Origin of the sequence: Streptomyces sp. NPDC048361 (genome assembly GCF_040651795.1) — a bacterium.
Lineage (GTDB): Bacteria > Actinomycetota > Actinomycetes > Streptomycetales > Streptomycetaceae > Streptomyces.
Genome location: NZ_JBEZKW010000018.1, coordinates 30,793 through 46,209 on the forward strand (window position 1 = coordinate 30,793; position 15,417 = coordinate 46,209).

Annotated in this window: 15 protein-coding genes and 1 pseudogene; 12 read left to right on the plus strand and 4 right to left on the minus strand. The window is 70.6% G+C overall.

The features are described 5' to 3' along the window. Positions 1–121: 121 nt before the first annotated feature. The 3 genes from AB0D31_RS13185 (at position 122) to AB0D31_RS13195 (ending at position 3,076) form a co-directional block, all read left to right on the plus strand. Positions 122–1,027, plus strand: a complete 906-nt coding sequence (locus AB0D31_RS13185) for a LysR family transcriptional regulator (protein ID WP_362721179.1) — start codon at positions 122–124, stop codon at positions 1,025–1,027. A gap of 340 nt (positions 1,028–1,367) precedes the next feature. Then, positions 1,368–2,237 carry a ferredoxin gene (locus tag AB0D31_RS13190; RefSeq protein ID WP_362721182.1) on the plus strand — a complete coding sequence of 290 codons (870 nt, stop codon included), beginning with the start codon at positions 1,368–1,370 and terminating at the stop codon, positions 2,235–2,237. A 221-nt stretch (positions 2,238–2,458) separates the two neighbouring features. After that, positions 2,459–3,076, plus strand: a complete 618-nt coding sequence (locus AB0D31_RS13195; RefSeq protein ID WP_362721185.1) for a TOPRIM nucleotidyl transferase/hydrolase domain-containing protein — start codon at positions 2,459–2,461, stop codon at positions 3,074–3,076. Positions 3,077–3,151: 75 nt separating this feature from the next. Here the strand turns inward: AB0D31_RS13195 and AB0D31_RS13200 are convergent, their stop codons facing one another. Beyond that, on the minus strand, positions 3,152–4,054 hold the full coding sequence (locus AB0D31_RS13200) for an NADP-dependent oxidoreductase (protein ID WP_362721188.1): 903 nt from the start codon (positions 4,052–4,054) through the stop codon (positions 3,152–3,154). 209 nt (positions 4,055–4,263) lie between these two features. Here AB0D31_RS13200 and AB0D31_RS13205 point away from each other — a divergent pair. The 5 genes and pseudogenes from AB0D31_RS13205 to AB0D31_RS13225 all read left to right on the plus strand — a co-directional run. Then, positions 4,264–4,365 (plus strand): annotated as a pseudogene (locus AB0D31_RS13205) (pyridoxamine 5'-phosphate oxidase family protein); the annotation flags it as partial. A gap of 72 nt (positions 4,366–4,437) precedes the next feature. Beyond that, complete coding sequence (locus AB0D31_RS13210; RefSeq protein ID WP_362721191.1) at positions 4,438–5,346, plus strand: squalene/phytoene synthase family protein; 909 nt, start codon at positions 4,438–4,440, stop codon at positions 5,344–5,346. 209 nt (positions 5,347–5,555) lie between these two features. After that, positions 5,556–5,834 (plus strand): polyprenyl synthetase, encoded by a 279-nt coding sequence (locus tag AB0D31_RS13215; RefSeq protein ID WP_362721385.1) that lies wholly within the window; start codon positions 5,556–5,558, stop codon positions 5,832–5,834. Then, positions 5,824–6,879 carry a polyprenyl synthetase family protein gene (locus tag AB0D31_RS13220; protein WP_362721194.1) on the plus strand — a complete coding sequence of 352 codons (1,056 nt, stop codon included), beginning with the start codon at positions 5,824–5,826 and terminating at the stop codon, positions 6,877–6,879. Before AB0D31_RS13215 ends, AB0D31_RS13220 begins: the two co-directional genes overlap by 11 nt. Positions 6,880–6,939: 60 nt before the next feature. Further along, complete coding sequence (locus tag AB0D31_RS13225; protein ID WP_362721197.1) at positions 6,940–8,103, plus strand: oxygenase MpaB family protein; 1,164 nt, start codon at positions 6,940–6,942, stop codon at positions 8,101–8,103. 119 nt (positions 8,104–8,222) lie between these two features. On the opposite strand, the gene AB0D31_RS13230 is transcribed toward AB0D31_RS13225, so the two are convergent. Continuing rightward, complete coding sequence (locus tag AB0D31_RS13230) at positions 8,223–9,014, minus strand: inositol monophosphatase family protein (protein WP_362721200.1); 792 nt, start codon at positions 9,012–9,014, stop codon at positions 8,223–8,225. Positions 9,015–9,179: 165 nt separating this feature from the next. Between AB0D31_RS13230 and AB0D31_RS13235 the strand changes: the two genes are divergently transcribed. Then, positions 9,180–10,799 (plus strand): alpha/beta hydrolase, encoded by a 1,620-nt coding sequence (locus AB0D31_RS13235; protein ID WP_362721203.1) that lies wholly within the window; start codon positions 9,180–9,182, stop codon positions 10,797–10,799. Between the two features lie 287 nt (positions 10,800–11,086). Here the strand turns inward: AB0D31_RS13235 and AB0D31_RS13240 are convergent, their stop codons facing one another. Both AB0D31_RS13240 and AB0D31_RS13245 read right to left on the minus strand, forming a co-directional pair. Continuing rightward, positions 11,087–11,734 carry a VC0807 family protein gene (locus tag AB0D31_RS13240; protein WP_362721206.1) on the minus strand — a complete coding sequence of 216 codons (648 nt, stop codon included), beginning with the start codon at positions 11,732–11,734 and terminating at the stop codon, positions 11,087–11,089. Between the two features lie 151 nt (positions 11,735–11,885). Then, positions 11,886–12,518 (minus strand): TetR/AcrR family transcriptional regulator, encoded by a 633-nt coding sequence (locus tag AB0D31_RS13245; RefSeq protein ID WP_362721209.1) that lies wholly within the window; start codon positions 12,516–12,518, stop codon positions 11,886–11,888. 68 nt (positions 12,519–12,586) lie between these two features. Between AB0D31_RS13245 and AB0D31_RS13250 the strand changes: the two genes are divergently transcribed. The 3 genes from AB0D31_RS13250 (at position 12,587) to AB0D31_RS13260 (ending at position 15,335) form a co-directional block, all read left to right on the plus strand. Next, entirely contained in the window at positions 12,587–12,991 is a 405-nt protein-coding gene (locus AB0D31_RS13250) for a hypothetical protein (RefSeq protein ID WP_362721212.1), read from the plus strand. Positions 12,992–13,099: 108 nt separating this feature from the next. Further along, a complete protein-coding gene (locus tag AB0D31_RS13255; RefSeq protein WP_362721215.1) occupies positions 13,100–13,555 on the plus strand; it encodes a hypothetical protein in 456 nt (151 codons plus the stop codon). Positions 13,556–13,922: 367 nt separating this feature from the next. Then, positions 13,923–15,335, plus strand: coding sequence for a family 2B encapsulin nanocompartment shell protein (locus tag AB0D31_RS13260; RefSeq protein WP_362721218.1), 1,413 nt, complete (start codon positions 13,923–13,925; stop codon positions 15,333–15,335). Positions 15,336–15,417 lie beyond the last annotated feature (82 nt).

The following is a 15,417-nucleotide window of genomic DNA, read 5'->3' on the forward strand; positions in this document are numbered from 1 at the left end:
GAGGTGTCAGGCCATCGCGCTGACTCCTCCACTCTCGCCAAACGAGCCCCCTCACAGCAATGCAAAAATAGGCACGCAATAGTTGACTCAGATGTAAAAACCCAGATCAGGAGCCCGCTTCATGGACCTCAATCTGTTGCGCGTCCTGCACGCGCTGCTCCAGGAGTACAGCGTGACCCGCGCCGCTGAGCGTCTCGGCACCTCACCGGCGGCGGTCAGCCGCACCCTGGCCAAACTCCGCAGGACCGTCGGTGATCCCCTGCTCGTCCGCGCCGGCCAAGGCATGGTTCCCACGCCGCGCGCCCTCGAACTGCGCGACGAGGTGGGCGCGTTGCTGCGCGGCTGCGACAACGTCCTGCGGCCCGGGGCCGGTTTCGAGGCCGTCCATCTTCAGCGCACCTTCACGCTCCAAGCCGCCGAGCTGCTCCTGGTCGGCCTCGCCGGGGCGCTGACGGACCGGCTGCAGGCCGAGGCTCCCCGCGTGGACGTGGTGTTCCTGCCGGAGTCCGTCGAGGGCGGGCCCGCGTTGCGGCAGGGGACGGTCGATGTCGAGCTGGGCGTACTCGGCCATCTGGACCCCGAGATCCGGACGCGAGCGCTCGCCCGCATTCCGCTGGTCGGCATCGCCCGCAGCGGCCATCCACTCTTCGACCGGCCGATCGACGCCCGTGCCTTCGCCGCCGTCGACCACATCGGCATCTCCCGCCTCGGCAAGCGCCTTGGCCCCATCGACAGCGCCCTCGCCGAGCGGGGTCTGCGCCGCCGGATCGCCGTGGTGGTGCCCACGCACACGAGCGCGATGCTGCTGGCGCGGGAGAGCGACCTCGTCGCGCTCACCCTCCCCGACTGGCTGCCCGACGCCACGTCCGCGCTCGGGCTGCGCACGTTCCCCATTCCCCTCGACGTGGCGCCGCTCGACCTCGGCATGGCCTGGCATCCGCGCAACTCCGGCGACCCCGGACACCGCTGGTTCCGGGACCATGTGGCGGCCTCGGTCCTGGAGCCCGCGCGCCCCGCGCACCGATGAGCGTCAGCGACCGTCGTCGTGCCCGTCGATGGAGCCGGAGGGCACGTCCCGCGCACGCCGACCGGGCCGGGGTCGGCTTTCCGCCGAACCTGCCCGGCGGCCCCGGTCATCCGTGCCGACAGCCCATGTACCGCTCGGTTGCACCGAGTTGAGAGGTGAGAGGTCAGCGGCTCGACCGCCACGTCCGTCGCCCCGGACCTACGGGGCCTGGAACGTGCCCATGTGACTGGCCGGTTCGCGCGGTCCGCCCGTCGCCGGGGCACCCTGTCGTTTGACCGGTTCGGGCGAGCAACCTAGCTTCGGATCAAGGCACGGTCGCCTCCCCCGGAAGGAACGCGCCATGGACGACTGGTACGTGGACGACCGGTGCACCAACTGCGACGTGGCCCGGCAGTTCGCCCCCGACCTGATCGGCGAGGTCGACGGACGCTCCGAGATCCTGCGCCCGCCCCTCGGCCCCGGGGAGAACCGGAGTCTCCACGCGGCGGTCTTCGCCTGCCCCACCCGCTCGATCCGGCCCGCCTCCGGCCACGCGGACCAAGCGCTCGACCCCTTCCCGATGGCCCTGGACGACGGCGTATTGATCTGCGGACACAACTCGCGGCACACCGCGGGGGCCAACTCCTACCTGCTGCTTCGGCCCGACGGCACGGCCATGATGATCGACACGCCGCGCTGGAACCGTGAACTGGCCGACCGGTACGCGGCGTCGGGCCGGGTCACCGACGTGCTGCTCACCCATCGCGACCACGCCGCACACGGCCGCCGCTACGCGGACCAGTACGGCGCCTCCCTGTGGATCCACGAAGGCGACCTCGACGCGGCTCCGGACGCCGACCAGGTGATCCGGGGACTCGACCCCGTACGGATCGCGGACGGCGTCACCGCACAGCCCCTGCCCGGCCACACCCGTGGAAGCGTGCTCTATCTCGCCGACGACCGGTACTGCTTCAGCGGCGACAGCTTCTACTGGTCGCGGGCCGACGGCGATCTGGCGGTCGCCGACAGCGTCACCTGGTACTCCATCGAGGAGCAGGCCGCCTCGTTGACGCGGACGGCCCCGGACCTGCGCTTCGAATGGGTCCTGCCGGGCCACGGCGACCGGCACCGGCTGCCGGCCGACGAGATGTCCCAGAGGCTGCGGGCCCTGGCACGGCGCACCAGCCAACTACGGCCCCGGCCGGTCGACTTCACGGCCGTACGCTGGTGAGGGAAGGCCCGTGTCCCTGGCCACGCCGCGACCGTGCGGGCCCACCGCGCCGGAGGTCCGGCTGGGGCCGGGCAGAAACCGGGCTCCGGACTGGATGAGGTACTGATGATGTCGGCACACGTGCCATCCCGCACGCCAGGCTGTCCCGCGTGAGCCGTCCCGTGCACGAGCCCGTTCGATATTGCCGGCGGTGACCCTCGGCAGGGGTGCAGACTCGACCCATGGCGGACATGCGGGCATTCCAGGACGCGCTCAGTGGCTGGGCCAACGGTGGGGGCGGTGGGCCGGCGCGCGATCTGGCCGAGCAGCTGGGGATGCGGACGGCCGTCCTGCTGGAGGGACCGAGCGATGTCGCCGCGGTGGAGACCCTCGCGGCGCGGCGCGGACGCAACCTGGCGGCCGAGGGTGCCTGCGTCGTGCCGATGGGCGGGGCGATGAGCGTCGGCCGCTACGCCGGCCTGCTGGGCCCAACCGGTCTTGATCTACGCCTGGTTGGGCTCTGCGACGACGGCGAGCGGCGCTTCTACGAGCGCGCCCTGCGTCATGCGGGGGCGGCGTACGGCGCTTTTTTCGTGTGCGAGCGGGATCTGGAGGACGAACTCATTCGAGCCCTGGGCACCGCCGGGGTCGAGGAGATCGTACGGGCCGAGGGCGACCTGCGTGCCTGGCAGACCTTTCTGCGACAGCCCGCACAGCACGGGCGGCCCCGGCAGCAGCAGCTGCGGCGCTTCCTGGGCACGAAGAAGGGCCGCAAGATCCGCTACGGCCACCTGCTCGTCGAGGCGCTCACCCCCGAGCAGACTCCGGCCCCGCTCGATGAGCTCCTCGCCTGTCTGTGATGCGAGGCGACGAGCACCGGCGAACCGCTGTCGCTCGGCGAACCACCGTCGCACTTGTCTCCCACCCCCTGCGCCTCATCCCACCAACAGCACAATTTTCCCCCGCACTTGGCCCTCCTCGCCGAGGCGGTGTGCCTCGGCGACCTCGGAGAGCGGAAAGGTCCGGACGGCCGGAAGCGTGAAGCGCCCGGTCTCGATCAGTTTGCCGATGCCGGCGAGTGCGTGGACCGCGCGGCCGGTGTCCCCACGGCTGAACACCACGCCGTGGCGCCTCGCCCCGGCGAAGTCCGCGATCGTGACGACGTTCGCGGGGCCATCCGCGATGTCGATGAGCTCGGGCAGCACACCGCTCCCCGCGACATCGAGGGCGAGATCGACGCCGTCGGGCGCGAGCGCGCGCACTCGCTCGGCCAGGCCGTCGCCGTACGCGACGGGTTCGGCGCCCAGCCCGCGGAGGTAGGAGTGGTTCGCCGGTCCCGCGGTGCCGATCACGCGGGCTCCGCGCACCACGGCGAGTTGTACCGCGGCGCTGCCGACCGCTCCCGAGGCGCCGTTGACGAGCAGCGTGCTCCCGTCCACGACACCGAGCTGGTCGAGTGCGCGGGTGGCCGTCTCGATGGCCGCCGGCAGTGCGGCGGCTCCGGCGAAACCGAGCGACGGCGGGATCGGCGCGTAGTGGGAGAGCACCGCCAACTCGGCCTGGGCCGCGCCCTGTTCACAGAAGCCGAACACCGGATCGCCGACGGCTACGTCGACGACGCCCGCGCCGAGCTCGTCGACGACGCCGGCCGCCTCGTAGCCCATGGTCTGCGGAAGCTCCTCGTCCATCAGACCCTGACGCTTCTTCCAATCGCTCGCGTTGACTCCGGCCGCCCGCACCGCGATCCGCACCTGACCCTGGGCGGGCCGGGGGTCGGGCAGGTCCACGATCTCAAGGACCTCGGGCCCGCCGAACGCGCTGAAACGGACAGCCTTCATCATTCGCTCCGATCTCGGTTCCGGCATCCCGCCGTGGCACCGCGAACCACCGATGTGATCCCCCGTGGTCTCACGTGATCACAGGTGATCCTATGGTGCGTGGGCACCAGGGCCGAGGACACACGGGGCCCCGGCGCCGCAGGAGTCGCGCGTACCCGCTCAGTGGTGGATTCCGTGGTCGCCACGGAGGCGCTCCATACCGTGTCGGTTACCGCTGGTTCCGTGTCACTCCTCGGCGCATTCAGGCCTGGCGTGAGGCGGGCGAGTTGACGGGCCGGGACCTCATGCGCGAGGGACGCCGGCTGGATTGAGGGCCCTACCCGTGCGTCCTGCCCCCACGTAGGCTCTGCTCCCTCAACACCACTCGCAGGGAGACCACCGGCATGCACACGTGGAACAGGACCCTCACGGTCTCGGGCATCAACAGTCCGGAACTGCGCCGGGACTACACCACGCAGCGCGCGCTCGTCGCCGGATACCGCCGGCAGACCTACCTCGCGGTACGTCTGCTGCTGCCGCCCACCGTGGTGCCTCATGTCGTCGCCGCCGTCGCCTTCATGCATCACACCGACACGCTGCTCGACACCACTCCCGCCGACGCCGCCGAAGGCGACACGTATGACGCGTGGGAGGCCGAGGTCCGCGACGCGCTGGCCACCGGCGAGAGCGGCCACCCCGTCCTGCGGCCCCTGCTGCACACGCTCACCGCTCACCCCCGACTGCGCTCCCCTGTCGAGCAGTTCCTCGCGGGCGCGCCCTTCGACCGTGACTTCACGGGCTTCGCCGACGAAGCGGAGTACCAGCGCTACGTCGACGCCTACTCGCTTCCGGCGTTCATGCTGCTGGCCTCGCTGCTCCTCGCCCCGGATGTGGACCAGGGCGAGACCGAGCGGGCGTGCCGTTCCTTCATCGACGGAAGCCAGCGCCTGGACTTCGTCTGCGACCTCGCCGAGGATCTGCGCGATGGGCGGCTCGGCCTCCCCGAGCAGACCTTGAAGGGCCACGGTGTCTCCCGGCAGGACCTGGAGCAGGGGAATGACACGCCGGGAGTCCGGGCGCTGCTGCGCGAGATGCTGGGCCTGGCCCGGCGTGACCTTCTGGCCAGCCGGGTCCTGCCGGATCTCGTGGCGCCGCCGTACCGCGCGTTCACCCGTGCGTTCGTCACCCTTGAGGTGCTCATGGCGGACGCGGCGACGGCCGAAGGCACCGGGGTTCTGCGCGCGCCCGCGAGCCCTTCGCCGCCCGCCGCGTTGCGCGTGGTGGCCCGCGCGTACGTCCGCCGGGGCCGCTGAGGTCCTGCGTTCGGCGCGGGACAGAAGGCTCCCCGCGCTGAACCCGACGTACGGACGTCAACCTCTGCGCCCGTCAGCCGCACGGAAGAGCGATCCGATCACTCCATCGTGAGTTCCTCCGCCATCGCACCCTCCGTGCCGCCATGCTCGTCGGCATGAGCGGGCGGGGCGTGCCCCGCTCGAACGGGCAGTGGGCGGAGGACATGGGCATGACGCGGGAACCTTCACGGCTCGAGGGCATGGACCGGCGGGCCGTGCTGCTCGCGGCCGGGCTCGCCGATTTGGCGGTGAGCACGGCGGCCACGGCGCTGGGTACGGTCCGCGGGCTGCTGCGCCGCTCGGACGCCGCCGAACTGGCCGCGGAGGCCGAGCACGACCTGCTGGCGCGAGGCCGGCTGGTCCTCGGGCGCTACGGCGATGTGCCCCCGGCCCATCTGGAGATCCTCGCCCAGCACGTCGTGGCCCGGAAGGCCGCCGATGGGGTCTGAGCGCTGGGAGCCGGCCGCGTTCAAGTCCCGTGTCGACGAGGTGCTCAGCGGGTTCACCGCGGAGGAGGCCGACCGGTTCGCGGCGATCGATCCGCTCCTCGACCCGGTGGCCGAGCAGCTGGAGACGGCGCTCGCGGACGGCAAACGGTTGCGCGCCGCGTTCTGCTACTGGGGCTGGCGCGCGGCGGGGCAGCCCGACAGTGACGCGCTGGTCCGGGCCGCCGCGTCCATGGAGCTGGTGCACGCCGCGGCGGTCGTGCACGACGACCTGATCGACGACAGCCCGCTGCGCCACGGGCGGCCCACCGCGCACATCGCCCTGCGCGGTGCCGTACGGCGGGGCCCGCACGCCGACGCCGCGGCGAGGTCCCTTGCGATGCTGATGGGCGACCTGCTGATGGCGCTGGCCGGGCAGTTGTTCGCGACCAGTGGCCTGCCGGCCGCGTATCTGGCCCGAGCCCGCCCGTTGTGGTGGGTGATGGCGCGCGAACTCATCGCGGGCGAGTGCCTGGAGATCCTGCGCACCGGCGCCGACCCCGACACCACGGCGTCCATGAAGGTGATCCGCTACAAGACCGCCAAGTACACCGTGGAGCAGCCCCTGTTGATCGGAGGCGCGCTCGCCGGTGCCGGCGCCCGGCTGCGCGAGGGTTACTGCGCGTACGGGCTGCCGCTCGGCGAGGCCTTCCAGCTGCGGGACGATCTGCTCGGCCTGTTCGGCGACCCCGAGCACACCGGTAAGGCCAACGCCGACGACGTACGCGGTCAACGTCCCACGGCTCTGCTCGCGGAGACGTGGCGCCTCGCCGGCGGCGCCGAGCGGGAGGTGCTGCGTGCTCTGGTGGGCCGGAGCGATCTGGACCGGGAGGGCATGGACACGGTCCGCGCGACGATGCGACGCGTCGGAGCTCCCGACCGCGTGGAGAACATGATCAGCGTACGCGTGGAGGAGGCCTTGGGGGTGCTCCACGACCTCGCTGTCCCGGCGCCCGCGGCCTCCGCTCTGACGGCCCTCGCGCACTCCGCCGCGGTCCGCGTGTCCTGACCCCGCGCCACCCGGTCGCGCCCCCTCTTCCCCTTCAGCGGATCGCAAGGAGCCCCCGCCATGAACTGCACCGAGGCCTCGATGAACGCCCTGCGGACGGCCGGTGACGAACTCGCCGACGCCACCGTCGCCGAACTGTTCGCGCGGGGCGAGGTGGGCACGTTCAACACCCTGATGCGTTACGTGTCCACCGCCGGCGCTCCCCTGCCGGACGGCCTGCCCGACGTCGCCCGGGAGTATCTGCACGCCACGAGCGTCCCGCCGTCCTGGGTGGACTGGGGCGAGATGGAGAAGGCGCGGCTGTTCTTCATCGACAACAACGTGCACATCTCCACCGCGCTCTCCTTCGCCTCCATGCCGGCTTGCTATGTCGTCCCGCACGTGGCGAAGCTGCTTTCGGCCACCCATGGTCTGAAGTACCCGTCCAAACGGATGGCCGAGACCGGCCAGTTCACCGTCTATCTGATGCAGCCGGACGCCTTCGAGGCGGGCAGCCGCTTCATTCCGGCGGCCCAGAAGGTCCGTCTTCTGCACGCCTCCATCCGTCATCACCTCATCCGCGAGAACCGGTGGGACGTCGCAGCACTCGGCACGCCGATCTGTCAGGAGGACCTGATCGGCGGGCAGATGTTCTTCTCAATGCTCGTCCTGGACAGCTTGCACCGCCTCGGCATCCACATGTCGACAGAAGGCGCGGAGGCCTACTACTACGCGTGGCGCGTGGTCGGCGCCATGCTCGGCATCGACCAGGAGGCCGTCCCCAAATCCCTGGAAGAGGCACGCCAGTTCCTCGATCTGTACATGCTGCGGCACATGGGACCGTCCGCCGAGGGAGCGGAGCTGACCCGCCAACTGATCGACCTGTACGAGGAGATCGTGCCGGGCACCTTCTTCGACCCGATCGTCTCCTCGCTCATCCGCTATCTCGTCGGAGACATCTGCTCGGACTGGCTCCAAGTGCCCCGCACCCCCTGGGACACCGTGGTCAAGGCCGTCCCGCACCTGCTCGGCGTCCTGGAGACCATCGAGGACCGCTCACCGTTCGGCGCCTGGGCCCTCGACCGCATCGGCCATCTCACCGCCGTCTTCGAGCTGTCCTCCCTGACCCGGGGGCGCGTCATGCACTACGCGATCCCGGAGAACCTCAAGAAGGAGTACGGAATCTCCAACACGGTTTCCCGCAGCCGCCGTTGGACACCGCCGGCGGCGACGGTGCGGGCATAGACAGGTCGAGATACGTCGGGGTACGTCGGGGTACGTCGACGGGCCGCCGAACGATCCAGTCTTCGGCGCGTCGACATCGGGCGTGCGGCGGCCGGCCGGCCGGGGGACGCGCCTCAGCATCACCCTCGGACGATCGCCATCAGCCGGCGATGGGTGTCCTCGTCGGCGGCCGCCACCAGACCCCGGCTCCCCGGGCCGAGCGCGGCGCCCGCGATGTCGGTGACCACGCAGCCGGCGGCCCGGCACAGCGCGATGCCGGCGGCGAAGTGGACGCTGCCGCAGAGGTCGCCGCCGTCGGTGATGTACGCCGCTCGCTTGCCGGCCGCGACCCAGGCCAGCGCCAGGCTCGTGGACACCACGCGCGGGCGGAACCGTTCCACGAACCCGGCGTGGGCCAGGACGTGCGCGGCGCGGAACCCGGGGGCGCTCGGGAAGGGCGGGTCCAGGTTGAGGTCCACCAACTGGGTCGCCGGGGAGGGCGCGAGGGGCATGTCGGCGCCTTCCTGGCGCACCCGGGCGCTCTGTCCGTCGGTATGGAAGACCTCGCCGCTGAACGGGTCGGCCACCGCCACGGGACCGTCGCGCAGCGCCACGTTGACGGCCACCAGCATGGAGCCGACGGCATAGTTCAAGGTGCCGCACAGGGGGTCCACCAGCCACTCGCGTGCGGCACCCTCGGCTCCCCGCCGTCCGCCTTCCTCGCCGAGCACCCCGTCCTCGGGCCGTGCGGCGCGGATGACGCCGAGGATGGCTTCCTCCGCCGCGACGTCGGCCTCGGTGGCGAAGTCTCCTGCTCCCTTGTCGATGCGGGTGAGCCGCCGGCCGTACAGACCGCGCACCACCTCCGCTCCGGCGCGTGCCGCGGCTATGGCGACTTCGGTGTCGTCGAGGCTCGTGTACGAGGTGGTCATGCGGGCAGGTTACTGGCCGCTCGCCCGCCCGGTGGTCACCATCGGCGGTCCGGCGGTCCGGGCGAACCGCTGGACGGTACCCCCTCAACTCCCCCTCAGTCACAGCTTCATAACGAGCCGTCACGTCTCTAGCAGTAACATTTCACATATCACATGATGCTCCCCATGAGAAAAGTCTTGGCTCTGCTATCAGCGGCCGCGGCCGTCGTGGCATTCTCCGGAACCTCCGCCGGCGCAGCGCCCGGCGCCGCCGCACCGGAGGACACCGGGCAGGGGAAACTCGCCTGGAGTTCCTGCGCCGACCCCGCCACGCCCGCGCTCCAGTGCGCGATGCTCGCCGTGCCGGTCGACTACGCCGACCCGCACGGCCGCACGATCAAGATCAAGGTGAACCGGCTTCCCGCCACCGCGCCCAAGAACAAGCAGCAGGGGCCGATCCTGCTCAACCCCGGTGGCCCCGGGGACTCCGGGCTCTGGATGCCGGCCTACATCGCCGGCCAGATCCCCAAGGACGTCGCCTCGACCTACGACTGGATCGGCTTCGATCCGCGCGGCACCAACGGAAGCGAGCCCCATGTCACCTGTGACGCCCACTACTTCGACGGTGAGCGGCCCGACTACCAGGTGAGTCAGGGCACTTCGAAGGCATGGCTCGCAAAGGCGGCCGGGTACGCCGCCGACTGCGCGGCCGACTGGTCCTGGCTCCTGCCGCACATGACCACCGTCGACAGCGCGCGGGACATGGACAGCATCCGCCGGGCACTCGGCGCGCCGAAGATCAATTTCTACGGCGGCTCGTGGGGCACCTCACTGGGCTCCACCTATGGCCAGCTCTTCCCCGCACGCGTCCGCCGCATGGTCCTGGACAGCATCGTCGGCCCCACCATCACGTGGTACGACCACAACGTCCTCCAGGACAAGGAGCACCAGCGGCGCTTCGACGCCTTCGCCGCCTGGACCGCCAAGGCCGACCCCGTCTACCACTTGGGCACGGACGCCGCCGCCGTCGAGAAGGCCTACCAGCAGGTCGAGGCGGGCCTGCGGACCGCCCCCGTCGACGCGGCACCGGCGCCGGGCAGGATCGGTCCCGCCGAGTTCGAGGACACCTTCTACGGCGGTGGGTACAACTTCCTGCGCTGGCCCCGGATGGCCACCGTGCTCTCGGCGTACCTCACCCACCACGACACCCAGCCCCTGAACGAGGCCTACAACCGGTACGCGGCACCCGGCGGCGACGACGGCACGTTCCCCGCGTACAACGCGGCCCAGTGCACCGAGAACGCCTGGCCCCGCGACTGGGACTTCTGGCAGAAGGACCAGGCCAAGGTCAACGCATCGGCGCCCTTCTACACCTACAACAACATGTGGTACAACGCCGCCTGTATGTTCTGGCCCCACCAGGGCGACCCCGCGGGCCGTATGAAGATCACCGGCAAGGGCCTGCCGCCGGTTCTGCTCTTCCAGGCCACCGAGGACGCCGCGACCCCGTACGAGGGCGCAGTCGCGATGCGCGACGCGCTACCGGGTTCGAAACTGGTCGTCCAGAACGGCGGCAGCTTCCACGAGATCCTCTTCCACGGCAACGCCTGCCTGGACGACACCTTCACCGACTACCTGCGGGACGGCACCCTTCCCAAGGGCCACGGCCGCATCGCCAAGACCTGCGCCCCGGAGCCCGACCCCGCCCCGGCCTACGTGGCCTCCACGCCGTCCCTCAAGGCGAAGGCCGCCGCCACTCCCCTGGCCCCGACCGACCCGGAGGCGGTCCGCGGCGTTCTGCGCTAGCGGAACACTCGACGAAGACGCCTCCAGCAGCCGTCGGTCCAGCGGGACGCTCGACCAGGACGCCGCCAGCGGCCGTCGGTCCAGCGGGACGCTCGACCAGGACGCCTCCAGCAGCCGTCGGTCCAGCGGGACGCTCGACCAGGACGCCTCCAGCAGCCGTCGGCACACGCCGACGGCCGCTGTCGGCTGCGACCGTCACCCCCGTACGGTCGCAGCTCGCGGGGCCCCGAACCAGCGGGTGAGCGCCTCGCGGAGCGGAACATCGACGTCGAACTCCATGGCGTGGCCTAGACCTTCAGACCGTTGCGCGTGATGTACCAGTTGTGGAAGGCGATCAGGCCTCCGAGGAGCACCAGCCAGAGCACGGTGCTGGTGAGCGGGAAGGCGTCCACCGAGATCGTGTACGCCAGTACCACCCGCAGCACCGAGTCGAGCAGGAAGACCGAGCCCCAGATCGCCGTGATCACACGAAGGTGGTAGCGGAACTCCGGCTCCGCGTCCCACCGCGCCTCCCATACGGCGAGTCCCTCCTCGCCGACCTTGGCGATGACGATGCCGCGCGCGGCGGACATCATGAACGGGCGCCGGGTGACCAGGGTGCCGAGCACCCACAGGCCGATCGTGGCGGTCAGCCAGCTGTCCCGGATCATCAGCGCTCGCGGGCTGCCGGTGATCAGGCTCAAGAGCGTGCCGGCCACCACCAAGCTCAGTGTGAACACCGCCATCGCCTCGACGCGGCGCTGTCGCACCATTCCGTACGCGATCCACGGCAGCAGCAGCGCACCGCCGACGATCATCGAGAGCCACTGACCCGCACCGAGCGCGCGCAGGCCGTAGTAGGAGCCGAGCGGCAGGACGAGTTCGAAGAGGAGCTGCGCGATGAGGCGCCGGCGCAACGCCGCCGTACGCCGTTCCCGGGGCACCTGGATCACCATGCCGGTCTGCGGATGCGGCGTTGGTTGTGCGGGCTGCGCGGGCTGTGACGGTCGTGCCGTCTGTGCTGGCTGTGACGGTCGTGCCGACTCTGCCGGCTGTGACGGTCGTGCTGGCTGTGACGTCATGTCGGTTCCCCCGTATGTGCTGTCGTCATGGCGTAGTGCGGGTGGCGCGGTCGAACAGGTCGGCCAGCTCCCTTCCGGCGGCTCGCACGTCGAGGGCGGGATCGTGGGTCGCGCGCCGTACCACGTCGTCGATGGAGGCGCGGATCGCGCGCATCATGACCCACGGGTCGAAGTCGCGGAACTCACCGGCCCGTTGCGCCTTGCGGATCTGCTCCACCTGGAGGGCGAGGATCGCCTCCGACCCGTCGAGGAACGCGAGCATCCCGGGATCGCCGCCCCGCAGGTTGGAAAGGATCTCGACGAGCGCCACGAGGTGCTTCGGATACTCGGCGAGCAGATCGAGGTTGCCCTCGATGGAGGCGCGCAGGCGGGCGCCGTAGCTCTCGTGGGCCTCGATCCTGGGCCGGATGTAACGGTCCGCCAGCTGCATCACCTCCGTGACGACCTCGCGCATCAGATCGCCACGGCCCTTGAAGTGGTAGGAGATCATCCCCGTGCTGCTCAGCCCGGCGCGCTCCGCGATCCTCGCGAACGACGCCCGGTGGTAGCCGAGGTCGGCGATGGTCTCGATCGCGGCGGCGACGATCTGCGCCCGCCGGCCCGTCTCCGTGAACGACGGACCCGCCTTTTGCTTGCCCGCGCTGCCCTTTGCTTGCATGAGCAAGACGGTAGCGCTGTTTGCTCAGCCGAGCAAGAGCGGGGCCGGCTGGTCAGTAGACTCGCCGGATGGTCGATCACGGCATAGCGCTCCCCGTCTACCGGCTCCACGTCGTACAGGCGGTCCTCTCACTCGCGACTCCGTCCTGGCAGCGTGAAGTGTGGCTGCGCCGGGCGGAGTTCGAGAGTCTGACCTATGTGGTCACCGCACTCTTCGACGACTTCTGTGATGCCGAGGACCCCGCTCCCTGGCTGGGCAGGAGCCTGCGCACGGAGGAAGAGGTCGCGCTCATGCGACAGCTGGGCCAGGCATACGGCGCCGTGGAGTCCGCCGTGGGACGGGATGCGAGCGACGAGGAGTACCTCGCATCGCCTGCGTGGGAGCCGGTCATCACGCTCGCGGCGAGACTGGCCCACGTCATGGTGACCAACGACCTCACGGCCGCCGTCCGAGCGAGCGAGGCGCCTGCCTGATCCGCGGCGCCGGACCGGCAGACCGACGGAGCACCCCGCATACGAGGGTCGCCGGCCACCACATGGCGCCCGCGGGCATGGGGCACATCACATCGGACAGGGGGAGCAATGAGCGGTACGGACACCACGGGCGCGGCGGTGCCCGACACCACGCGCCGGTTCACCTTTCGATCCTGGCATCTCGTCGCGGCGGGGTGTCTGCTGAGCTCCGCCGCCTTCTGGGAGCGCTGGCGGGCGTCCCGGTCGGGGCGCCGGTATGTGCTGTGCCATCACTCCGCCCATCTGGACCATCTCACCCTCACCGCCCTGGCTCTCGTCGCAGCCGCCGTGATCGTCTCCATCGCGTGCGCGATCGCCGCGGACTCCCGGGGCGCGGTGGCCTCGCGCAGACTCGTCGCCGGCTGCCTGGTGAGCGTCCTCGCGCTCGTCGTCGCCGCCGACACCGTGGACGCCGCCGGTGAACGCCTGGCGAAACGGGCCACCGCGGCCGAGCCGTTCGACGCGGCCCGGTGCGACTACACCCCGCAGGACTACGCGGCCACGCCCGGCTGGTTCACGTGGTGAGGGCGGCCGGAATCCGCACGGCGGGCCCGGCCCGCAGCGGCGAAGCCCGCGCCTGAGCCGTGCGTCGGCGGCCCCCGCAGGGCAGCCGAGCCGACGGCGCCCCGCCGCACCGGCTGTGGTGCACACCGTCCCACGCGCCCCACGCGCCCCATAGGTGCCTATCAGCCATTCCTTTCTCATTGAGCACTGGATTGCGCCAAATCGGCGGCTTGCATGTTTGCGGCCGCCACAGCCCGCTCGTGCGTATTTCGAACGGGACGCTCCGCTATGCACCATCTGGGGAATGGGCGGCTCCCCTTTCCTCTGTCACGCTGAAGTCGCAGCATGCCAGGGTGAAATGCCAGCGTAAGTCAGTGATTGGGGAGTCATGTCGGTCGATACGGGTGCGGAGACGACAGGGACGGCCACGAGTGGCCAGCAGAGTCTCGGGACGGCTGCCGCACGGAACTTGGCGACCACCACCAAGTCCGCTCCGCAGATGCAGGAGATCAGCTCCCGTTGGCTGCTGCGGAAGCTGCCGTGGGTCCAGGTACAGGGCGGTACGTACCGGGTCAACAGGCGGCTGAGCTACACGGTCGGGGACGGCCGGGTCGACTTCATCCAGACCGGCGGCCGCGTACAGGTGATCCCGGCGGAGCTCAGCGAGCTTCCCGCACTGCGCGACTACGACGACCAAGAGGCTCTGACCGAGCTGGCGAATCGTTGCACGCAGCGGGAGTTCGCCGCAGGTGAGGTCATCGCGAACTCCGGGACGGCAAGCGACCGGGTGTTCCTGCTCGCCCACGGCCGGGTGGCCAAGGTCGGCACCGGCCCCTACGGCGACGACACGGAGCTGGGTTTCCTCGCGGACGGCGCCTACTTCGGTGAGCGCGCGCTGGTGGATTCCGAGGCGCAGTGGGAGCACACCGTCCGCGCCACCACTGCGTGCACGGTGCTGGAGCTCACCAGGTCGGACCTGCTCAACCTCGCCGAACGCTCCGAGAGCCTGAACCAGCACTTGCAGGCGACGTCGGAGCAGCCGGACCGCGCGACCAACAAGTACGGCGAGGCGGCGATCGATCTCTCCGCCGGCCACGTCGGCGAAGCGGTCATCCCGCACACGTACGTCGACTATGAGGGCGCGCCGCGCGAGTACGAACTCTCCGTCGCGCAAACGGTGTTGAAGGTCCACAGCCGGGTGGCCGACCTCTACAACCAGCCGATGAACCAGACCGAGCACCAGCTCAGGCTCACCGTCGAGGCGCTGCGCGAGCGCCAGGAACACGAGCTCATCAACAACCCCGAGTTCGGTCTGCTCACCAACTGCGACTACGGCCAGCGGCTCCAGCCGCACGACGGTGTACCGAGCCCCGACGACATGGACGAGCTGCTCTCCCGGCGCCGTGGCTCCAAGCTCTTCCTCGCCCACCCCAAGGCCATCGCCGCCTTCGGCCGCGAGTGCAACAAGCGAGGCCTGGTGCCCGAGTCCGTCGAGGTCGACGGTCACCGCCTCCCGGCCTGGCGCGGTGTGCCGATCTACCCCTGCGGGAAGATCCCGCTCAGCGACACGCGGACGACCTCGATCATCTGCATGCGTACCGGCGAGGACAACCAGGGCGTCATCGGCCTGCGCCAGTCGGGCATCCCGGACGAGATCGAGCCGGGGCTGTCCGTGCGGTTCATGGGCATCGACGAGCAGGCGATCATCTCCTACCTGGTCACGGCCTACTACTCGGCCGCCATCCTGGTGCCCGACGCGCTCGGCGTCCTGGAGAACGTGGAAGTCAGCCGCTGGCGCTGACCCACCCGACCGTCCTCCGTCGAGGAAGCCCCCGCAGGGTCGGCGTGTGCCACGGCCACGTCACACCGGCTCCCGCCGACCT